The organism is Pseudomonas sp. NS1(2017), from assembly GCF_002269425.1.
In the GTDB taxonomy this organism is placed as follows: domain Bacteria; phylum Pseudomonadota; class Gammaproteobacteria; order Pseudomonadales; family Pseudomonadaceae; genus Aquipseudomonas; species Aquipseudomonas reactans.
The window spans coordinates 3,822,299-3,842,860 of record NZ_CP022960.1 but is presented as its reverse complement, the minus strand read 5'-3'; the positions used below and the strand labels follow the sequence as shown (position 1 = coordinate 3,842,860).

Here is a 20,562-nt window from a genome sequence, read left to right as displayed (position 1 = left end):
GCGGCACGGGATCAGTCGCGCATCTGCCCGGGGGCGATGACTTCACGCGAGCCGTTGGTGTTCATTGCGGTGACAACGCCGGCCATTTCCATGGCTTCGATCATGCGGGCGGCGCGGTTGTAGCCGATTTTCAGTTTACGTTGCACCGCGGAAATCGAGGCGCGACGGCTTTCCAGTACGAAGGCCACGGCCTCGTCGTACAGCGCGTCGGTTTCAGCATCATCGTCACCACCGCCGCCGCCATTTTCAAAGCCGCTGCCGGCTTCTTCGACGCCGTTGAGGATGTCATCGTTGTATTCCGGTGCGCCGCGCAGTTTCCAGGCTTCAACGACACGGTGCACTTCATCATCGGACACGAAGGCGCCGTGGACCCGGATCGGCAGGCTGGTGCCTGGCGGCATGTAGAGCATGTCACCGTGGCCGAGCAGTTGCTCGGCGCCACCCTGGTCGATGATGGTCCGCGAGTCGATCTTGCTCGATACCTGGAACGCCATTCGCGTAGGAATGTTGGCCTTGATCAAACCCGTGATCACGTCCACCGAAGGACGCTGGGTCGCCAGGATCAAGTGGATACCGGCGGCACGGGCCTTCTGGGCGATACGGGCGATCAGCTCTTCGACCTTCTTGCCGACGATCATCATCATGTCGGCGAATTCGTCGACCACCACCACGATAGTCGGCAGCTTGGTCAGTTTCGGCGCTTCGTCGTGAATACTTTCGCGCTTGTAAAGCGGGTCATCGATGGTCTCACCACGCTCGTGGGCTTCCTTGATCTTGGCGTTGAAGCCCGACAGGTTACGCACGCCCATCTTCGCCATCAGCTTGTAGCGGCGTTCCATCTCGGCGACGCTCCAGCGCAGGGCGTTAGCGGCGTCCTTCATGTCGGTGACCACCGGGCACAGCAGATGCGGAATGCCTTCGTAGATCGACAGTTCCAACATCTTCGGGTCGATCATGATCAGCTTGGCGTCTTCCGGGCCCGACTTGAACAGGATCGACAGGATCATCGCGTTCACCCCCACCGACTTACCGGAACCGGTGGTACCGGCCACCAGCAGGTGAGGCATCTTCGCCAGGTCGGTGATCACTGGCTTGCCGCCGATGTCGTGGCCCAGGGCCAGGGTGACCGGCGATTTGAAGTTGTCATATTCCGGGGTCGACAGCACCTCGGAGAAGCGCACGATCTGGCGGTCTTCGTTGGGAATCTCGATACCTACGGTGGTCTTGCCGGGGATGACTTCCACCACGCGCACGCTGGTCACGGCCAGGGAACGCGCCAAGTCTTTCGCCAGGTTGGAAATGCGGCTGACCTTGACGCCGGCAGCCGGCTGGATCTCGTAACGGGTAATCACCGGGCCGGGATGGATCGAGTCCACCGACACTTCGACGCCGAATTCCTTGAGCTTGATTTCCAGCAGGTGGCCGACGGCCGCCAGGGATTCCGGAGAATAGTTGAGTTGTTTCTTTTCGGCCGGGTCGAGGATCGAGATCGGCGGCAAGGTGCCTTCAACCGCACTGTCGACGAACAGCGGCGCCTGTTTCTCTTTCTGCACGCGATGGCTGGGCTCAGGGGCCTTGGGCGGTGCCGGGGCAATCACTGGCGGCACCTGCTTCTCGCGGTCCGACATGTGCTTGCTCAGGGCCTGCTCGCGCTCGATCAGGCGCTCCTTGACCTTGGCCTGCTCGCGCCGATCCGGCGTGCTCGGCGCCACCACCTCGTTGACACGGGTATCTACCTCGCGCAATTGGGCGACCATGCGCTTGCGATCGACACGTGCCGCCCACCAGCGGTTGGCGGCGCCCTGGAACAGCTCCAGCAGGTCGAGGGTGATCTTGCCGGTCACGTCCATCACCTTGAACCACGACAGGTCGGTGAACACGGTGAGGCCGAAGAGGAACAGCGCGATGAACATCAGCGTGCTGCCTTGGATATTCAGGGTCCTGCGTGCCAGGTCACCGAGGCTTTCGCCCAACGCCCCGCCCGCGCCCGCCGGCAAGCCAGTCGGTGCATGAAAATGGATATGCGCCAGCGCCGCGCCGGACAGCACCAGGAACACCAGGCCGATCAGGCGCCAGGAGAACAGCCAACCGCTCCACTGCCACGGTTCATGACGCTGGCGGAAGATCTGCCAGGTCTTGATCGCCAGCAGCAACGGGAAGATATAAGCGAAGTAACCCAGCACCATGAACAGGATGTCGGCGCTGTAGGAACCGGCAGGCCCGCCGAAGTTCTGCACGTCTTCGATCTTGCTGTTGTGGCTCCAGCCCGGATCGTCCTTGCCATACGTGAGCAAGGCCATCATCAGGAACAGGCACAGCGCGCCGATAGCGATCAGCGCGCCTTCCTTGAGGCGATAATGCAGGTGCTGGCGCCAGGCCGGCACGACTGCTGCTTTAGGTGTTGCGGCGGATTTCTTCAAAACGGGTCTTTTCCTGCGCCTTTAGCGCGTCCATCTGTTGAATGACTGCAAATACTGCCCAATCCGAGCAGCTGAAAAATGAACGTGCGTCGTTGAATCTACTTTTAACATTGGGCGCTTGCTGGATGAAATGACGAAAGCGCCACAATGCCCGCATTGTACGGGTTTGTGCCGGCGATGCCACGCCCCCGCCCTTCACTCGGCAGCCTAGCCAATTTAGTCTCACAACATGTTCAATTTGAGCATGCATTGCCTTTGCTGACAAAGGCTTATGCGCTGTTTTTGTCAATCCAGGCAAGCTTGGCAAATGGCCTGCATCGCACAGACCCGATTACGACCACGCCGCCGACACAGAGTTGCAGAAACACCTGCTCACGCTAATCCGCCCTAACGCCCGATTCGGACTGGCCCGATGGCGCCATGTCGACAATAATCAGCACTGCACGAGCAGGTGTCATACCTGCCACTCCCCTCCCCTTCCGTAAGCCTGGATGCCATGCTGACCTGGTTACAACGCGACTCACTGACATTCCCTCCCCTGGCCAAGGCCATGCGCGAACCCAATGGGCTGCTGGCGGCTGGCGGCGACCTTTCGGCCGAACGCCTGGTGCAAGCCTATCGCCATGGCTGCTTTCCGTGGTTTTCGGAGGGCCAGCCGATCCTCTGGTGGTCGCCCGACCCGCGCACGGTGATATTCCCCGACGAGCTGCATGTGTCCCGCAGCCTAGGCAAATTGTTGCGCCAGCAGCGCTACAGCGTGACCTTCGACCAGGATTTCGCTGCCGTCATCCAGGCCTGCGCCGCACCGCGCGCCTATGCCGACGGCACTTGGATCACCGAGAGCATCCAGAGCGCTTACCTGGAACTGCACCAGCGCGGCATCGCCCATTCGGTAGAGGTCTGGGACGACGGCAAGCTGGTGGGTGGTTTGTATGGCTTGGCGATGGGCCAGCTGTTTTTCGGCGAGTCCATGTTCAGCCGTGCCGATAACGCCTCGAAATTCGGCTTTGCCACGCTGACCCGCCAACTACAGGAATGGGGCTTTGTATTGATCGACTGCCAGATGCCCAATGATCACCTGCACAGCCTGGGTGCCCGCGCCATATCCCGCAGCGACTTCGCAGGTTTCCTGCGCGACCATCTGGATCAGCCCAGCGCTGGACCGTGGGTTTCCTAGGCGACTTCCGCGCTCCTGGCTTACACTTATTTCAAAGCTTATCCGAGGGTTGATCATGACCGAGTTGGCGCGTTTGAAGTTTTATGCCACTCAACCCCACTCTTGCAGCTATCTGCCCGACGAGCAGGCCACCACACTGTTCCTCGACCCCAGCCAGCCTATGGACGTGCATGTGTATGCCGACCTGTCGGAGATGGGCTTTCGGCGCAGTGGCGATCATCTGTACCGGCCTCACTGCCAGAACTGCAATGCCTGCGTCCCGGCACGCATCCCTGTGGCGCAGTTTCTGCCGGACCGCAACCAGAAACGCATCCTCAAGCGCAACGCCGACCTTACGGTGATGCCAACCAAGCCACGCTTCACCGAAGAGTATTTCGATCTTTACCAGCGCTATATCGAGGAACGCCACGCCGACGGCGATATGTTCCCGCCCAGTCGCGACCAGTTTTCCACGTTCCTGGTCCGCGACCTGCCCTTCTCGCGCTTCTATGAGTTTCGCGCCGACGGCCGGTTGGTGGCAGTGGCCGTGACCGATTTGCTGCCTAACGGCCTGTCGGCGGTCTACACCTTCTACGAGCCTGCCGAGGAGCGCCGCAGCCTGGGACGCTTTGCAATCCTGTGGCAAATCGGCGAAGCACTGCGCCTGGAACTGGAGGCGGTGTACCTCGGCTACTGGATCAAGAACTGCAAAAAGATGAACTACAAGACCCAATATCGGCCCATAGAACTGCTGATTAATCAAAGATGGGTCGTGCTTAACTAGAACCCCTTGGCTTAAACACCCTTTTTCGGGCACAATGCACGCCGCTTTTGCCTGGCGCAGTTGCACCGGGCCATTCACTGGATACCGAGGGCTTTACTGCATGTCGAAAGAAGACAGCTTCGAAATGGAAGGCACTGTCGTCGACACCCTGCCCAACACCATGTTTCGTGTGGAGTTGGAAAATGGGCACGTCGTAACCGCGCATATCTCCGGCAAGATGCGCAAGAACTACATTCGTATTCTTACCGGTGACAAAGTGCGCGTCGAGCTGACGCCCTATGACTTGAGCAAAGGGCGCATCACTTACCGCGCTCGCTAAGCAGGTCAATACAAAACGCCCGGTTATGCCGGGCGTTTTTGTGTGAGCAGGATTTATAGAGGCCGCAAAACGACTGTAGGAGCGAGCTTGCTCGCGAAGAATCCAAGGACAACGCAGGGAATCAGACAGCATGCGTTATCGTTGACGATCTTCGCGAGCAAGCTCGCTCCTACAGGTTTACAGCGATCAGGCCATTTCAGCCGTGGTTTCGAACTCGAAGGTCAGCTCGCCATCCTTCAGGTCGATGTGCACCACGCCACCATGGTCGGAAAGCTCGCCGAACAGGATCTCTTCGGCCAATGGCCGCTTGATCTTGTCCTGGATCAGACGCGCCATTGGGCGTGCACCCATTGCCGCATCGTAGCCGCCCTCGGCGATCCAACTGCGCGCTGCTTCCGTGACATCCAGCTGCACGCGCTTGTCTTCCAGCTGCGCCTGAAGCTCGGTGAGGAACTTGTCCACCACACTTTTGATGACCTCATGACTGAGGCGACCAAACTGGATAATGGTGTCCAGGCGGTTGCGGAATTCCGGCGTGAAGCTCTTCTTGATCACTTCCATTGCATCGGAGGAGTGATCCTGATGGCTAAAGCCGATCGAAGCCCGCGCGGCCGTTTCGGCACCGGCGTTGGTGGTCATGATCACGATCACGTTGCGGAAGTCCGCCTTGCGCCCGTTGTTGTCGGTCAGGGTACCGTGGTCCATCACCTGCAGCAGCAAGTTGAAGACTTCCGGGTGGGCCTTCTCGATTTCATCGAGCAGCAGCACGCAATGCGGTTGCTTGGTGATCGCCTCGGTCAACAGACCGCCCTGGTCGAAACCGACATAGCCCGGAGGCGCACCGATCAGGCGCGACACGGTGTGACGCTCCATGTATTCGGACATGTCGAAACGCACCAGCTCAATGCCCATGGCCTTGGCCAACTGCCGCGCCGCTTCGGTCTTGCCGACGCCGGTCGGGCCAGCGAACAGGAACGAACCCACCGGCTTGTCCGGCGACTTGAGACCCGCACGCGACAACTTGATCGCAGTGGACAGCGCATCGATGGCCGCATCCTGGCCAAACACGGTGAGCTTGAGGTCGCGCTCCAGGTTACGCAGCAGTTCCTTATCGGAACTGTTGACGTGCTTAGGCGGAATCCGCGCGATCTTCGCCACGATGTCCTCGACCTGAGGCACATCGATGCGTTTCACACGTTTCTCGACCGGCTGCAGGCGCTGGTAGGCACCCGCCTCGTCGATCACGTCGATGGCCTTGTCCGGCATGTGTCGGTCATTGATGTAGCGCGACGCCAGTTCAGCCGCCGAACGCAGGGCTTCATCGGTGTACTCGATGCCATGGTGCGCTTCGAAACGCCCCTTGAGCCCACGCAGGATGCCGATGGTGTCTTCAACCGAAGGCTCGGACACGTCGACCTTCTGGAAACGACGCGCCAGGGCACGGTCTTTTTCGAAGATCCCGCGAAATTCCTGGAACGTGGTCGAGCCGATGCAACGGATATCACCCGACGACAGCAGAGGCTTGAGCAGGTTGGAGGCGTCCATCACCCCACCGGACGCCGCACCGGCGCCAATGATGGTGTGGATTTCGTCGATGAACAGAATCGCCTGCGGGCGTTTTTTCAGCTCGCCGAGCAGCGCCTTGAAGCGCTTCTCGAAATCGCCACGGTACTTGGTCCCGGCGAGCAGCGCGCCCAGGTCCAAGGAGTAGACGACGCTGTTGGCCAGCAAGTCCGGCACCTGGTTATCCACGATGCGCTTGGCCAGGCCTTCGGCAATCGCGGTCTTACCCACGCCCGCCTCACCCACCAGCAACGGGTTGTTCTTGCGACGACGTGCAAGGATCTGCGCTACACGCTCAACTTCAAGCTCACGCCCCACCAGCGGATCGATCCGCCCCTGGCGCGCCAGTTCGTTGAGGTTGCTGGCATAGGCATCCAGTGGATTGCCCGAAGAAGAAGACTCACCGCCCTCGTCGTCCTGCATATCCTGCTCACCCTCGGAATGATCGCCGTGCCCAGGCACCTTGGAGATACCGTGGGCGATGTAGTTGACGACATCGATACGGGCAACGCTCTGCTGTTTCAGCAGGAACACTGCCTGGCTTTCCTGTTCGCTGAAAATCGCCACCAGCACATTGGCACCTGTGACTTCACGCTTACCGGAGCTCTGAACGTGGAACACGGCACGCTGAAGCACCCGCTGGAAGCCCAGGGTTGGCTGGGTTTCACGGTCTTCATCGTGGACTGGAATAAGTGGCGTCGTGGAGTCGATAAACTCCTGCAGGTCATGCTTGAGTTTGTCGAGGTTGGCGCCGCACGCACGCAAAACGGTGGCGGCAGCTTCATTGTCCAAAAGTGCCAGCAGCAGGTGTTCGACGGTCATGAATTCATGACGCTTCGAACGAGCCTCCTTGAAGGCAAGATTGAGGGTGACTTCGAGCTCGCGGTTTAACATAGCTTCACCTCATACCCAAGTGGTCGGCGTTAACCGTCCTTCTCGATTTCACAGAGTAGCGGATGCTGGCTTTCCCTGGCGTACTGGTTGACCTGCATGGCCTTTGTCTCGGCGATGTCGCGGGTAAACACTCCACATACTGCCCGTCCTTCTGTGTGAACGGCCAGCATTACCTTGGTCGCCAACTCGCGGTTCAGGTTAAAAAACACCTCGAGTACTTCGACCACGAAATCCATCGGTGTGTAGTCATCATTGAACAAAACCACCTTGTACATGGGCGGCGCCTGTAAAGCAGGCTTGGCCTCCTGAACAGCAATGCCTGCAGAACCGTCGTCATCATGTTCCTGATCCGGTCGATCCTGATTGAATGTTAGTCGAATCTGGCTGTTTGCATGCATGGAAAGAAAGGTTCGTCAGTGGTTCAAATACAGTGGTGGGGGCGACCTGTCAGAATTTCAACTACTGACCGATCGGTCGCCTTGACTATCGGCGAAACGGTGTTACAACCAATAGAACCCACAGTGGGTAAAAAAGGTCCGCGCAGTCAACCTTATTTATTCGGGTTAGGACGGATAAACTGGATGATACTCCAGTGATGGAGTCTGGTGCAGAGGGATATGGGCATGGCAAGCGGTAAGGTCAAGTGGTTCAACAATGCCAAAGGGTACGGCTTCATTATTGAAGACGGCAAGAATGAAGACCTTTTTGCGCATTACTCAGCGATCCAAATGGACGGTTATAAAACGCTGAAAGCGGGGCAATTGGTTTCCTTCGAGATAATTCAGGGACCCAAAGGTCTTCATGCAGTGAATATTGGTGCTCCAGTCAGCGCCAGCACACCTGAAAACATCACTCAAGAACAAAGCACACAGCCGGCCTGATCAGCCGCAGAGTAAAAGCTCTAAAAAAACCGGCCTCATGGCCGGTTTTTTTGTGCCTACCTACAGTCTACATATGCGAAATCAATGCATCACCAAAACCCGACGACGACACAAGCTTCGCACCGTCCATCAGACGCTCGAAGTCATAAGTCACAGTCTTGGCCGAAATCGCACCATTGGTGCCCTTGATGATCAAATCCGCCGCCTCGGTCCAACCCATGTGCCGCAGCATCATTTCAGCTGACAAAATCAACGACCCCGGATTCACCTGATCCTTGCCCGCATATTTAGGCGCAGTACCGTGGGTCGCTTCGAACATCGCCACGGTGTCCGAAAGGTTCGCGCCCGGCGCAATACCGATACCGCCCACTTCCGCCGCCAATGCGTCGGACAGGTAATCACCGTTCAGGTTAAGCGTCGCGATCACATCATACTCAGCCGGACGCAACAGGATCTGCTGGAGCATGGCGTCGGCGATAGCATCCTTGACCACCACATTCTTGCCCGTCTTGGGGTTCTTGAACTGCATCCAAGGGCCGCCATCGAGCAGGGTCGCACCGAACTCTTTCTCGGCAATACCGTAGGCCCATTCCTTGAAGGCACCTTCGGTGAACTTCATGATGTTGCCTTTGTGCACAATGGTCAGCGAGTCGCGGTCATTATCCACTACATATTGCAGGGCTTTGCGCGCCAGACGCTCGGTACCCTCTTTAGAGACTGGCTTCACGCCAATCCCGCAATCCTGGTCGAAACGAATCTTGGTGACGCCCATTTCCTCTTTAAGGAACTTGATTACCTTGATCGCTTCGGGTGAGCCCGCCTTCCACTCGATCCCGGCATAAATGTCTTCGGAGTTTTCACGGAAGATGGTCATGTCCACATCGCCAGGCTTCTTGACCGGACTGGGCACGCCTTCGAACCAGCGCACCGGGCGCAGGCATACATATAAGTCGAGCTGTTGGCGCAGGGCCACGTTCAGCGAACGGATGCCGCCACCCACCGGCGTGGTCAGTGGGCCTTTAATGGAAACCACGTAATCCTTGACCGCATCCAGGGTTTCCTGGGGCAGCCAGGTGTCCTGGTCGTAGACTTGAGTCGCTTTCTCGCCGGCATATACCTCCATCCAGGAGATCTTGCGCTTGCCACCGTAGGCCTTTTCAACAGCCGCATCGACTACCTTGATCATCACCGGGCTGATGTCGACGCCGATACCGTCACCTTCGATGTAAGGGATGATCGGTTGGTCAGGAACATTGAGAGAATGGTCTGCATTGACGGTGATTTTGTCGCCGACTGCCGGAACCTGAATCTTCTTGTATCCCATGCTGAACTCCATCTATGGATTGAACATCTGGCTGCGTTCGAGCCTACTCCAGATAAATGGCGACTGAAACCTCACGCCATGCTCATTTGCATCGAAAACAGCATAATTTGTCGCCTACAAGCCTGAAAGCAAAGGCAAAATCGCCAATCTTGAGCACATCGTGCGACTTTGGTAGCAATCTTAGCCCTGCGACCTTTAGACCAATGGACGACACACCTTTTGTATGAAGGCTCGGCGTAAGCATAGCGACCTATGTATAATGCCGCCGCTGACCCAAGAGTCACGACGGCTGACCGCTCTGGAACAGGTGCCTTCAGCTACAAAGCCGGACTATTACAATAGTCCACCCGCTTGACGCTCGACTGATGCAACCCAACATCACCGCGAAGAAACCTCGACATTTCGCTCATGGATGACTTTGAACGAACGCGCTCCACCCGGCGCATCTCGAGTTTCTGCGCACGCTTTCAGCAAAGAAGAGAGTTAATCCGAATATGCCCACCCGCTCGAAGATCATCTACACCTTCACCGACGAAGCCCCGGCCCTCGCCACCTATTCACTGCTGCCTATCGTAGAGGCCTTCACCGCTTCCGCTGATATTGCCGTGGAAACCCGCGACATCTCCCTCGCCGCGCGCATCCTCGCAAGCTTCCCCGAGCAACTGGGCGCCAAGGCTATCCCGGACCACCTCGCCGAACTGGGCGACCTGGCCGTTACGCCTGAAGCCAACATCATCAAGCTGCCTAACATCAGCGCCTCAACCCCGCAGCTGCAAGCCGCAATCAAGGAACTGCAGGCCCAGGGCTACGCCCTGCCGGACTACCCGGAAACCGTAACCACCGACGCGGAAAGAGAAACCCGTGCACGTTACGACAAAGTCAAGGGCAGCGCCGTGAACCCGGTACTGCGCGAAGGCAACTCCGACCGCCGCGCACCGCTGTCGGTCAAGAACTACGCACGCAAGCACCCGCACAAGATGGGCGCCTGGGCTGCCGACTCCAAGTCGCACATCGCCCACATGAACAGTGGCGATTTCTACGGCAGCGAAAAAGCCGTGCAGATCGAAGCCGCTGACGCTGTCAAAATCGAGCTGATCGCCCAAGACGGCACCGCCACTGTCCTGAAGGAAAAGACTTCGGTACAGGCCGGCGAAATCATCGACACCGCCGTACTGAGCAAGAAAGCCCTGCGCGCGTTCATCGCCACTGAAATCGAAGACGCCAAGAAACAAGGCGTACTGCTGTCGGTTCACCTGAAAGCCACCATGATGAAGGTCTCCGACCCGATCATGTTCGGCCAGATCGTTGCCGAGTTCTATAAAGACGCCCTGACCAAGCACGCCACCGTGCTGGAGCAAATCGGCTTCAACCTGAACAACGGCATCGGCGACCTGTACGCCCGTATCAAGGCCCTGCCGGCCGACCAGCAAGCGCAGATCGAAGCTGACATCCAGGCCGTATACGCGGCTCGCCCCTCCCTGGCGATGGTCAACTCCGACAAAGGCATCACCAACCTGCACGTGCCGAGCGACGTGATCGTCGACGCCTCGATGCCGGCCATGATCCGTGACTCCGGCAAAATGTGGGGCACCGACGGCCAACTGCACGACACCAAGGCTGTGATCCCGGATCGCTGCTACGCCACCATCTACCAAGCGGTCATCGAAGACTGCAAGGCCAATGGCGCTTTCGACCCAACCACCATGGGCAGCGTGCCAAACGTTGGCCTGATGGCGAAGAAAGCCGAAGAGTACGGCTCCCACGACAAGACCTTCCAGATCAAGGCTGACGGCGTAGTCCGCGTCACCGACAGCAAGGGCAGCCTGCTGATGGAACAGAAAGTCGAAGCCGGCGACATCTTCCGCATGTGCCAGACCAAAGACGCGCCGATCCAGGACTGGGTGAAACTGGCCGTCAACCGCGCCCGCGCCAGCAACACCCCGGCCATTTTCTGGCTGGACCCTAAGCGTGCACACGACGGCGTCGTGGTCGAGAAAGTTCAGGCGTACCTGAAAAACCACAACACCGAAGGCCTGGACATCCGCATCATGTCGCCAGTCGACGCGATGAAGTTCACCCTGGAGCGCACCCGCAAGGGCCTGGACACCATCTCGGTGACCGGTAACGTGCTGCGCGACTACCTGACCGACCTGTTCCCGATCATGGAACTGGGCACCAGCGCCAAGATGCTGTCGATCGTGCCACTGATGAACGGCGGTGGCCTGTTCGAAACCGGCGCCGGCGGTTCGGCACCGAAGCACGTGCAGCAATTGGTAGAAGAAAACTTCCTACGCTGGGATTCCCTGGGCGAGTTCCTGGCCCTGGCCGCATCCCTTGAGCATTTGGGTGTGACGTACAACAACCCGAAAGCCCTGGTACTCTCCAAGACCCTGGACCAGGCCACCGGCCAGTTCCTCGACAACAACAAGTCGCCATCGCGCAAAGTCGGCAACATCGACAACCGCGGCAGCCACTTCTACCTGGCGCTGTACTGGGCTCAAGCCCTGGCCGCCCAGAGCGAAGACACTGCACTGCAAGCGCAGTTTGGCGAACTGGCCAAGACCCTGACCGCGAACGAAGCAACCATCGTTGCCGAGCTCAACGCCGTGCAGGGCAAACCAGTGGACATCGGCGGCTACTACGCGCCGAACCCAGAGCTGACCAGCAAAGCCATGCGCCCAAGCAACACCCTCAATGCGGCCATTGCCAAGTTGAAGTAAGGTTGTAAGGCTGCAAAAAAGCCCCGGCCCTGTGCCGGGGTTTTTATTTACACTCCGCTTTCACTGAACAAACCGATCCCCTGTAGGAGCCGGCCTACCGGCGATGACGCCCTCAAGCCATGCGCAAACCTTGAGGCTGCCAGCGCCGGCAAGCCGGCTCCTACAATGACCGTGTCAATCCGAGGTATCGAATGACCTGGCAACCCCACATCACCGTCGCCACCATCGTCGAAGACAACGGCCGCTTCCTCATGGTCGAGGAACTCAAGGGCGGCCGCGCCGTGCTCAACCAGCCTGCCGGCCACCTCGACCCGCACGAAACTCTGACCGAAGCCGCCGTGCGCGAAACCCTCGAAGAGACCGGCTGGGATGTGGAAGCCACGGGCATTGTCGGCATCTATCTGTACACCGCCCCCAGCAATGGCGTGACCTACCAGCGTGTGTGCTTCATCGCCAAAGCCCTGAAACACCACCCGGACTATCAACTCGACGAAGGCATCCTGCGCGCCCGCTGGCTGACCCGAGACGAGCTGCTGGCCGTGCGCAACGACTGGCGCAGCGAGCTGATCATCCGCTGCATCGATGATTATCTGGCCGGCCAGCGCCACAGTCTCGAATTGATCCGCCCTTCTCTTTAGCCTTGAAGGCCTGAGCCTGATAGAATCGCGTCCTTTTTCAAGACACCCGTTGAAACCCTATGCGTGATCCAGCCCCTTCTGACACACAAAAGAAGCGCGTCATCGTCGGCATGTCCGGCGGCGTGGATTCTTCCGTTTCCGCCGTTCTGCTCATGGAGCAGGGTTATGAGGTGGAAGGCCTGTTCATGAAGAACTGGGAAGAAGACGATGGAACGGAATACTGCACCGCCATGGACGACCTGGCGGACGCCCAGGCCGTGTGCGACAAGATCGGTATCAAGCTGCACACCGCCAACTTCGCCGCTGAGTACTGGGACAATGTGTTCGAGCACTTCCTGGCCGAATACAAGGCAGGTCGCACGCCGAACCCGGATATCCTGTGCAACCGTGAAATCAAGTTCAAGGCGTTCCTCGACTATGCCATGATGCTTGGCGCCGACCTGATCGCCACTGGCCACTATGTGCGCCGCCGCGATATCGAGGGTCGCACCGAACTGCTCAAGGGCCTGGATCCGAACAAGGACCAGAGCTATTTCCTGCACGCTGTCGGCGGTGAACAGATCGCCAAGACGCTGTTCCCGGTGGGCGAGCTGGAAAAACCCGAAGTGCGCAAGATCGCCGAGAAACACGGCCTGGCCACCGCCAAGAAGAAGGATTCCACCGGGATCTGCTTTATCGGCGAGCGCCGCTTCAGCGACTTCCTCAAGCAGTACCTGCCAGCGCAACCGGGCGAAATTCATACCACCGAAGGTGAAGTCATCGGCCGTCACCATGGCTTGATGTACCACACCATCGGCCAACGCCAGGGCCTGGGCATCGGCGGCTTGAAAGACGCCGGTGAAGAGCCGTGGTACGTGCTGGTCAAGGACCTGGAAAACAACGTGCTGATCGTCGGCCAAGGCAACGAGCATCCACTGTTGTTCTCCGGCGCCCTGCTCGCTTCGGAAATCTATTGGGTCAACCCGATCGACCTGAGCACCCCGCGTCGCCTGACCGCCAAAGTGCGTTATCGCCAAAGCGACCAGCCCTGCACCCTGGAAAAAACCGCCACCGGCTACCGCGCCACCTTCGATGACCCGCAACGCGCGGTCACGCCTGGCCAGTCGGTGGTGTTCTACGACGGCGAAATCTGCCTGGGCGGCGGCGTGATTGAAGTGGCCGAAGCCTGGAGCAACCCGGCATGAGCCCGACCCAGGAGCAATTGACGGCGCTGGGCGGGGTTTTCCTCGCCGCCGTATTGGTGGACAAGATCGCCAAGACCGGCCAGGTCACCGAAGCAGGCCTGACCTGCATGCTCGGCAGCTTGCTGATCCGCGATCCAAAGGACACGCTGGAGGTCTACGGCGGCGACGATATCGCACTGCGTGAAGGTTACCGCGCGCTGATCGGCGCCCTTGAGCGCGACCCCAGCACGTTGCAGCGTGAGCCGTTGCGCTACGCCCTGTCGATGCTCGGTCTTGAGCGTCAACTGGCCAAGCGCGACGACATGCTGGAGGTTATCGGCAAGCGTTTGCCACAGATACAGTCCCAGGTGGAACACTTCGGCCCGGCCCACGAAAACGTGATCGCGGCTTGTGGCGCGCTGTATCAAGACACCCTGAGCACCTTGCGCCAACGCATCCAGGTGCACGGCGACATGCGCAACCTGCAACAACCGAACAACGCCTCGAAAATCCGCGCCCTGCTCCTGGCCGGCATTCGTTCGGCACGGTTGTGGCGCCAGTTGGGCGGTCATCGTTGGCAGTTGGTGATCAGCCGCCGCAAATTGCTCAAAGAGCTTTACCCGTTGATGCGCAACGAATAAGTCGCAGCAACCGCATTTTTTCAAGCGTTACGCGTAATACGCCGGTCAGTTGGCGACGGACCGGCGGATTTTTTCATGTATGATACGCGCCCCATTTCGTTGCCCGACTGTCCGAGAACACCCCATGCAGCTCTCTTCGCTCACTGCGGTTTCCCCTGTTGACGGCCGCTACGCCGGCAAAACCCAGGCCCTGCGCCCTATTTTCAGCGAATACGGCCTGATCCGTGCTCGCGTGCTGGTGGAAGTGCGCTGGCTCCAGCGCCTAGCCGCTCACCCCGCCATCAGCGAAGTGCCGGCGTTTTCCGCCGAAGCCAACGCTGTGCTCAACACCCTGGCGGAAAACTTCTCCCTGGAGCACGCCGAGCGTGTGAAAGAGATCGAGCGCACCACCAACCACGACGTAAAAGCCATCGAATACCTGCTCAAAGAGCAAGCGGCCAAGCTGCCGGAACTGGCCCAGGTCAGCGAGTTCATCCACTTTGCCTGCACCAGCGAGGACATCAACAACCTGTCCCACGCCCTGATGCTGCGTGAAGGCCGTGATGACGTGATGCTGCCGCTGATGCGCCAGACCGCCAACGCCATCCGTGAACTGGCGATCCGTTTCGCCGACGTGCCGATGCTGTCGCGCACCCACGGCCAGCCGGCGTCGCCGACCACCCTGGGCAAAGAACTGGCCAACGTGGTGTACCGCTTGGAGCGTCAGATCGCTCAAGTGGCGGCCGTGCCGCTGCTGGGCAAGATCAACGGCGCCGTAGGCAACTACAACGCTCACCTGTCGGCCTACCCTGAGATCGACTGGGAAGCCAACGCCCGCGCCTTCATCGAAGACGAGCTGGGCCTGGGTTTCAACCCGTATACCACGCAGATCGAACCGCACGACTACATCGCCGAGCTGTTCGACGCCATTGCGCGCTTCAACACCATCCTGATCGACTTCGATCGCGATATCTGGGGCTACATCTCCCTGGGCTACTTCAAGCAGCGCACCATTGCCGGTGAAATCGGTTCGTCGACCATGCCGCACAAGGTCAACCCGATCGACTTCGAAAACTCCGAAGGCAACCTCGGCATCGCCAACGCCCTGTTCCAGCACCTGGCCAGCAAGTTGCCGATCTCCCGCTGGCAGCGCGACCTGACCGACTCCACCGTGCTGCGCAACCTCGGTGTGGGCTTTGCCCACAGCGTGATCGCGTACGAAGCCAGCCTCAAGGGCATCAGCAAGCTGGAGCTCAACGAGCAGAAGATCGCCGCTGACCTGGACGCGTGCTGGGAAGTCTTGGCTGAGCCGATCCAGACCGTGATGCGTCGCTACAACATCGAAAACCCGTACGAGAAGCTGAAAGAATTGACGCGCGGCAAGGGCATCAGCCCTGAAGCACTGAAGACTTTCATCGACGGCCTGGAAATGCCAGCCGCGGCCAAGGCCGAGCTGAAACTGCTGACTCCGGCCAACTACATCGGCAACGCTGTAGAGCAAGCCAAGCGCATCTGATCTTCGCAAGACCCTTTGAGACGCCCGGCCGCGCCGGGCGTTTTTATTCCAGTCTGAAAAGTGCTTTTTTTCAATAGGTTACACATGAATCCTGATATCCCTCTTCAACTTCTGGGCGGCATCACGGCACGGGAGTTCCTGCGCGACTACTGGCAGAAAAAACCGCTGCTGATCCGTCAGGCCATCCCTGATTTCGAAAGCCCGATCGACGCCGACGAACTGGCCGGCCTGGCCCTGGAAGAAGAAGTCGAATCGCGCCTGGTGATCGAACACGGCGAGCGTCCGTGGGAACTGCGCCGCGGCCCGTTTGCTGAAGATGCCTTCAGCAGCCTGCCTGAGCGTGAGTGGACCCTGCTGGTGCAGGCTGTCGACCAGTTTGTGCCGGAAGTGGCTGAATTGCTGGAGCAGTTCCGCTTCCTGCCAAGCTGGCGCATCGACGACGTGATGATCAGCTTCGCCGCGCCCGGCGGCAGCGTGGGTCCGCACTTCGACAACTACGACGTGTTCCTGCTGCAAGCCCAGGGCAAGCGCAACTGGAAGATCGGCCAGATGTGCAACTCGGAAAGCCCGCTGCTGCAGCACGCCGACCTGCGTATCCTCGCTGAATTCGAAGAAAGCGCCGAATGGGTGCTGGAACCGGGCGATATGCTCTACCTGCCGCCACGCCTGGCGCACTTCGGCATTGCCGAAGATGACTGCATGACCTACTCCGTGGGCTTCCGTGCACCGAGCGCTGCTGAAGTGCTGACCCACTTCACCGACTTCCTCAGCCAATACCTGACGGACGAAGAACGCTACACCGACGCCGACGCCCAGCCGGTCAGCGACCCGCACCAGATCCAGAGCGACGCGCTGGACCGCCTCAAGAGCCTGCTGGCCGAGCACATGAGCGACGAGCGCATGCTGCTGACCTGGTTCGGCCAATTCATGACCGAACCGCGCTATCCTGAACTGGTGGCCGGCGAGGAACTGGGTGAAGAAGACTTCATCAGCGCCCTGCAAGACGGCGCGATCCTGGTACGCAACCCGAGCGCGCGCATGGCCTGGTCGGAGGTCGACGACGACGTACTGCTGTTCGCCAGCGGCCAAAGCCGTTACCTGCCGGGCAAGCTGCGCGAACTGCTCAAGCTGATCTGCGCCGCCGACGCCCTGCACGCCGAAAACCTCGGCCCGTGGCTGGCGGACGAAGACGGTCGCGACCTGCTGTGCGAGTTGGTCAAGCAAGGAAGCCTGGGATTTGCCGATGAATAAGATTCACGTAAGTGTCGCGGACTGGCAAAAGGATATCGCCGAGATTCGGCGCATTCGTGAAGCGGTGTTTATCGCTGAACAATCGGTTCCGCCAGAGCTGGAGTGGGACGCGGATGACGCCGGCGCGGTGCATTTCCTTGCATTCGAAGGCGATTTTCCGATTGGCACCGCGCGCCTGCTGCCCAGCGGCGAGATCGGACGCGTTTCGGTGCTCAAGGACTGGCGCGGCTTAAAGGTCGGCGACAAGCTGATGGAAGCGGTGATCGGCGTGGCCGAGCAGCGCGGCCAAGCCAAGCAGTTCCTGAGTGCGCAGGTGTATGCGGCGCCGTTCTATGAGCGACTGGGCTTCAAGATTGTCAGTGACGAATTCCTTGAAGTCGGGATTCCGCATGTGGACATGGTGCGCGAGGGCTGAGCTGTCTCGTTCGCGGGCTTGCTCGCGAAGGCTATTTGAGCACCACTACAAATGCCCTGCCATGCAGGGCATTTTGCCGTCTACGATTCAATTTGCGACCTGCCAGGCCGACAAACTGGCACTATCCAGCCTAAATGACTCGCAGAGATAACGGACATGTCCCTACGCACCCTGCTCACCGCCCTTCTCCTGACCGCCAGCGTTTCAGCCATGGCTGACACTGAAGTCGTCAACCTGAGCAACCGTACCAGCGCCGACCTGCTGCCCGTTGCGCAGAACTTCATCGGCAAGGACGGCACCGTCAGCGCCTACGGCAACCAGCTTATTGTCAACGCTGCCCCCGCCAAGATCCAAGACTTGCGCGCCCTGCTCTCACAGCTCGACACCCCGGCCAAGCGCCTGCTGATCACCGTCGACACCAACGAAAACAACCAGCAGAACAGCGGCGACAGCCAGACGCGCATCATCAGCTACGGCACCGCCAGTCGTGACGGTGGCATCCAGCAGATCCAGGCCAGCGAAGGTGTGCCCGCGCTGATCCAGGTCGGCCAGAGCGTCCCGCTGACCACCACCCAACAAGACAGCTACGGCCGCCTGCAGAACCAGACCCAGTATCGCAACGTCACCCAGGGGTTCTACGTGACGGCCAGCGTCACCGGCGAGACCGTGCACCTGGCGATCAGTACCAACCGTGACCGCATGAGCCAGGAACGTCCCGATGTAGTGAATGTGCAAAGCACCGACACAACTGTCAGCGGGCGCCTGGGCGAGTGGATCCCCCTGGCCGGCATCAATCGCGAAACCCAGGCCGACAAATCCTCTACAACCCGCAGCTACTCTACTCAGGGCCGTGACGACCTGACTGTACGGGTGAAGGTCGACACCCTGAACTGAAGCACCGAAAACTGACTGATGAGTCGTATTAGACTAAAGATGTAGTGCTTGAAAAAAAGCACTACAAAACATTTGACGATCCAAAAAAGCATGGGCATGATGGCCTCGCTCCCGCTAATCAGGGGCCCTGGCAAGGGCCTTCGGATCGCCGCTCTAAGCTACCCACCTGAGCCGATTCGTGTCTGTACCGCCCACAAGGCGTGTTTGACGAGGTTGCGACTGGAACGAAGTTGTCCCGAGGGACGGAAGCTAACCAGGTAACCCGGCTACACGCTGTTGAACACCCAAGGGCCCACGACGCCCTCAGACTGTTCGCGGCCCGCCTTTACCTACCGCCCCTCTCGCCAATCGTTCATCCCGTCGCATGCCCCGCCAGACCCGACATGACCGCCTAAGCTTCTGGTCAGCGAGCAGCCCTGCCCACGCATTTGAATGCAGGGCTGGCAAATGGATTTTTTCCACCACAAGAAGACGCGACGAGGTTTACTTCCATGGCACTGACACGCGAACAGCAAATTGCAGCCCTCGAAAAAGACTGGGCTGAAAACCCACGCTGGAAAGGCGTGACCCGCGCTTATTCCGCTGCTGACGTCGTCCGCCTGCGTGGCTCGGTTCAACCTGAGCACACCTTTGCAAAACTCGGCGCCGAGAAGCTGTGGAACCTGGTGACCCAAGGTGCCAAGCCTTCCTTCCGTCCCGACAAAGATTTCGTCAACTGCATGGGCGCTCTCACTGGCGGCCAGGCAGTGCAACAGGTGAAAGCCGGTATCCAGGCGATCTACCTGTCCGGCTGGCAAGTGGCAGCGGACAACAACTCCGCTGAGTCCATGTACCCCGACCAATCGCTGTACCCGGTGGATTCGGTTCCAACCGTGGTCAAGCGCATCAACAACTCGTTCCGTCGTGCCGACCAGATCCAGTGGAAAGCCGGCAAGAACCCAGGCGACGAAGGCTACATCGACTACTTCGCGCCGATCGTGGCTGACGCTGAAGCCGGTTTCGGCGGCGTACTGAACGCCTACGAGCTGATGAAGAGCATGATCGAGGCAGGCGCTGCCGGCGTGCACTTCGAAGACCAACTGGCGTCCGTGAAAAAATGCGGCCACATGGGCGGCAAGGTACTGGTTCCGACCCAGGAAGCCGTGCAGAAGCTGACCGCTGCCCGCTTGGCTGCTGACGTTGCCGGTACTCCGACCATCATCCTGGCGCGTACCGACGCCAACGCTGCTGACCTGCTGACTTCGGACTGCGACCCGTACGACCAACCGTTCGTGACCGGCGAGCGCACCCAGGAAGGTTTCTACAAGGTACGTGCCGGCCTGGACCAGGCGATTGCCCGCGGCCTGGCCTACGCGCCATACGCCGACCTGATCTGGTGCGAAACCGCCAAGCCGGACCTGGACGAAGCCCGTCGTTTTGCCGAAGCGATCAAGAAGGAATACCCGGACCAACTGCTGTCCTACAACTGCTCGCCTTCTTTCAACTGGAAGAAAAACCTGGACGACGCGACCATCGCCAAGTTCCAGCGCGAACTGTCCGCCATGGGCTACAAGCACCAGTTCATCACCCTGGCCGGCATTCACAACATGTGGCACAGCATGTTCAACCTGGCGCACGACTACGCCCGCAACGACATGACCGCCTACGTGAAGCTGCAGGAGCAGGAGTTCGCTGACGCATCGAAGGGTTACACCTTCGTGGCGCACCAGCAGGAAGTGGGCACCGGCTACTTCGACGACATGACCACCGTGATCCAGGGCGGCACCTCTTCCGTAACCGCGCTGACCGGTTCGACCGAAGAAGAGCAGTTCCACTAAGCACCGCGTACACGGCCACTGCGGCCCCAAGGAAGACCTAACCGCAGTGCCGCACGACAATCACGCCCCGACCTGTTCGGGGCGTTTTTTTGTCAAAACATTGATCCAGAGCGGTATTCGCGTGGATCAGATCGGTTAAAAGATCCCCGTCAGCAACTAAGCGACACTCTAGCAAGTAACGGCAACT

17 protein-coding genes are annotated in these 20,562 nt (G+C 59.3%); 13 read left to right on the top strand and 4 right to left on the bottom strand.

Going from position 1 to position 20,562, the window contains the following annotated elements; translation table 11 throughout:
* Nucleotides 1-11: 11 nt before the first annotated feature.
* Complete coding sequence (locus CI807_RS18240; protein ID WP_095015622.1) at nucleotides 12-2,420, bottom strand: DNA translocase FtsK; 2,409 nt, start codon at nucleotides 2,418-2,420, stop codon at nucleotides 12-14.
* Between the two features lie 496 nt (nucleotides 2,421-2,916).
* Here CI807_RS18240 and aat point away from each other — a divergent pair, with 496 nt between their 5' ends.
* The 3 genes from aat to infA all read left to right on the top strand — a co-directional run bounded on the left by aat (nucleotide 2,917) and on the right by infA (nucleotide 4,679).
* Nucleotides 2,917-3,597 carry a leucyl/phenylalanyl-tRNA--protein transferase gene (gene aat / locus CI807_RS18235; RefSeq protein ID WP_095015621.1) on the top strand — a complete coding sequence of 227 codons (681 nt, stop codon included), beginning with the start codon at nucleotides 2,917-2,919 and terminating at the stop codon, nucleotides 3,595-3,597.
* 55 nt (nucleotides 3,598-3,652) lie between these two features.
* Nucleotides 3,653-4,360 carry an arginyltransferase gene (locus CI807_RS18230; RefSeq protein WP_028616793.1) on the top strand — a complete coding sequence of 236 codons (708 nt, stop codon included), beginning with the start codon at nucleotides 3,653-3,655 and terminating at the stop codon, nucleotides 4,358-4,360.
* A 100-nt stretch (nucleotides 4,361-4,460) separates the two neighbouring features.
* Nucleotides 4,461-4,679 (top strand): translation initiation factor IF-1, encoded by a 219-nt coding sequence (gene infA, locus CI807_RS18225; RefSeq protein WP_002553999.1) that lies wholly within the window; start codon nucleotides 4,461-4,463, stop codon nucleotides 4,677-4,679.
* Nucleotides 4,680-4,865: 186 nt separating this feature from the next.
* Here the strand turns inward: infA and clpA are convergent, their stop codons facing one another.
* A complete protein-coding gene (clpA, locus tag CI807_RS18220) occupies nucleotides 4,866-7,136 on the bottom strand; it encodes an ATP-dependent Clp protease ATP-binding subunit ClpA (protein WP_033896823.1) in 2,271 nt (756 codons plus the stop codon).
* Between the two features lie 29 nt (nucleotides 7,137-7,165).
* Nucleotides 7,166-7,534 (bottom strand): ATP-dependent Clp protease adapter ClpS, encoded by a 369-nt coding sequence (gene clpS / locus CI807_RS18215; RefSeq protein WP_005789091.1) that lies wholly within the window; start codon nucleotides 7,532-7,534, stop codon nucleotides 7,166-7,168.
* Between the two features lie 225 nt (nucleotides 7,535-7,759).
* On the opposite strand from clpS, the gene cspD reads away from it, so the two are divergent.
* The gene (gene cspD, locus CI807_RS18210) at nucleotides 7,760-8,017 is read left to right on the top strand and encodes a cold shock domain-containing protein CspD (protein WP_177409585.1); all 258 of its coding nucleotides are present in this window, start codon (nucleotides 7,760-7,762) and stop codon (nucleotides 8,015-8,017) included.
* 67 nt (nucleotides 8,018-8,084) lie between these two features.
* On the opposite strand, the gene icd is transcribed toward cspD, so the two are convergent.
* Nucleotides 8,085-9,341 carry an NADP-dependent isocitrate dehydrogenase gene (gene icd, locus CI807_RS18205; protein ID WP_095015619.1) on the bottom strand — a complete coding sequence of 419 codons (1,257 nt, stop codon included), beginning with the start codon at nucleotides 9,339-9,341 and terminating at the stop codon, nucleotides 8,085-8,087.
* A 494-nt stretch (nucleotides 9,342-9,835) separates the two neighbouring features.
* Between icd and CI807_RS18200 the strand changes: the two genes are divergently transcribed.
* The 9 genes from CI807_RS18200 (at nucleotide 9,836) to aceA (ending at nucleotide 20,375) form a co-directional block, all read left to right on the top strand.
* Nucleotides 9,836-12,061, top strand: a complete 2,226-nt coding sequence (locus tag CI807_RS18200; protein WP_095015618.1) for an NADP-dependent isocitrate dehydrogenase — start codon at nucleotides 9,836-9,838, stop codon at nucleotides 12,059-12,061.
* Between the two features lie 191 nt (nucleotides 12,062-12,252).
* Nucleotides 12,253-12,699, top strand: a complete 447-nt coding sequence (locus CI807_RS18195; protein ID WP_095015617.1) for an NUDIX hydrolase — start codon at nucleotides 12,253-12,255, stop codon at nucleotides 12,697-12,699.
* A 59-nt stretch (nucleotides 12,700-12,758) separates the two neighbouring features.
* Nucleotides 12,759-13,883, top strand: coding sequence for a tRNA 2-thiouridine(34) synthase MnmA (gene mnmA / locus CI807_RS18190; RefSeq protein ID WP_095015616.1), 1,125 nt, complete (start codon nucleotides 12,759-12,761; stop codon nucleotides 13,881-13,883).
* A complete protein-coding gene (hflD, locus tag CI807_RS18185; RefSeq protein ID WP_016975539.1) occupies nucleotides 13,880-14,503 on the top strand; it encodes a high frequency lysogenization protein HflD in 624 nt (207 codons plus the stop codon). The genes mnmA and hflD overlap by 4 nt, the downstream gene beginning before the upstream one ends.
* 124 nt (nucleotides 14,504-14,627) lie before the next feature.
* Nucleotides 14,628-15,998 (top strand): adenylosuccinate lyase, encoded by a 1,371-nt coding sequence (gene purB / locus CI807_RS18180; RefSeq protein ID WP_095015615.1) that lies wholly within the window; start codon nucleotides 14,628-14,630, stop codon nucleotides 15,996-15,998.
* 84 nt (nucleotides 15,999-16,082) lie between these two features.
* Nucleotides 16,083-17,249, top strand: coding sequence for a cupin domain-containing protein (locus tag CI807_RS18175; protein ID WP_095015614.1), 1,167 nt, complete (start codon nucleotides 16,083-16,085; stop codon nucleotides 17,247-17,249).
* Nucleotides 17,242-17,664 (top strand): GNAT family N-acetyltransferase, encoded by a 423-nt coding sequence (locus CI807_RS18170; RefSeq protein WP_095015613.1) that lies wholly within the window; start codon nucleotides 17,242-17,244, stop codon nucleotides 17,662-17,664. The genes CI807_RS18175 and CI807_RS18170 overlap by 8 nt, the downstream gene beginning before the upstream one ends.
* A gap of 156 nt (nucleotides 17,665-17,820) precedes the next feature.
* Nucleotides 17,821-18,558 carry a secretin N-terminal domain-containing protein gene (locus tag CI807_RS18165; RefSeq protein WP_095015612.1) on the top strand — a complete coding sequence of 246 codons (738 nt, stop codon included), beginning with the start codon at nucleotides 17,821-17,823 and terminating at the stop codon, nucleotides 18,556-18,558.
* Between the two features lie 491 nt (nucleotides 18,559-19,049).
* Nucleotides 19,050-20,375, top strand: coding sequence for an isocitrate lyase (aceA, locus tag CI807_RS18160; RefSeq protein ID WP_034120253.1), 1,326 nt, complete (start codon nucleotides 19,050-19,052; stop codon nucleotides 20,373-20,375).
* Nucleotides 20,376-20,562 lie beyond the last annotated feature (187 nt).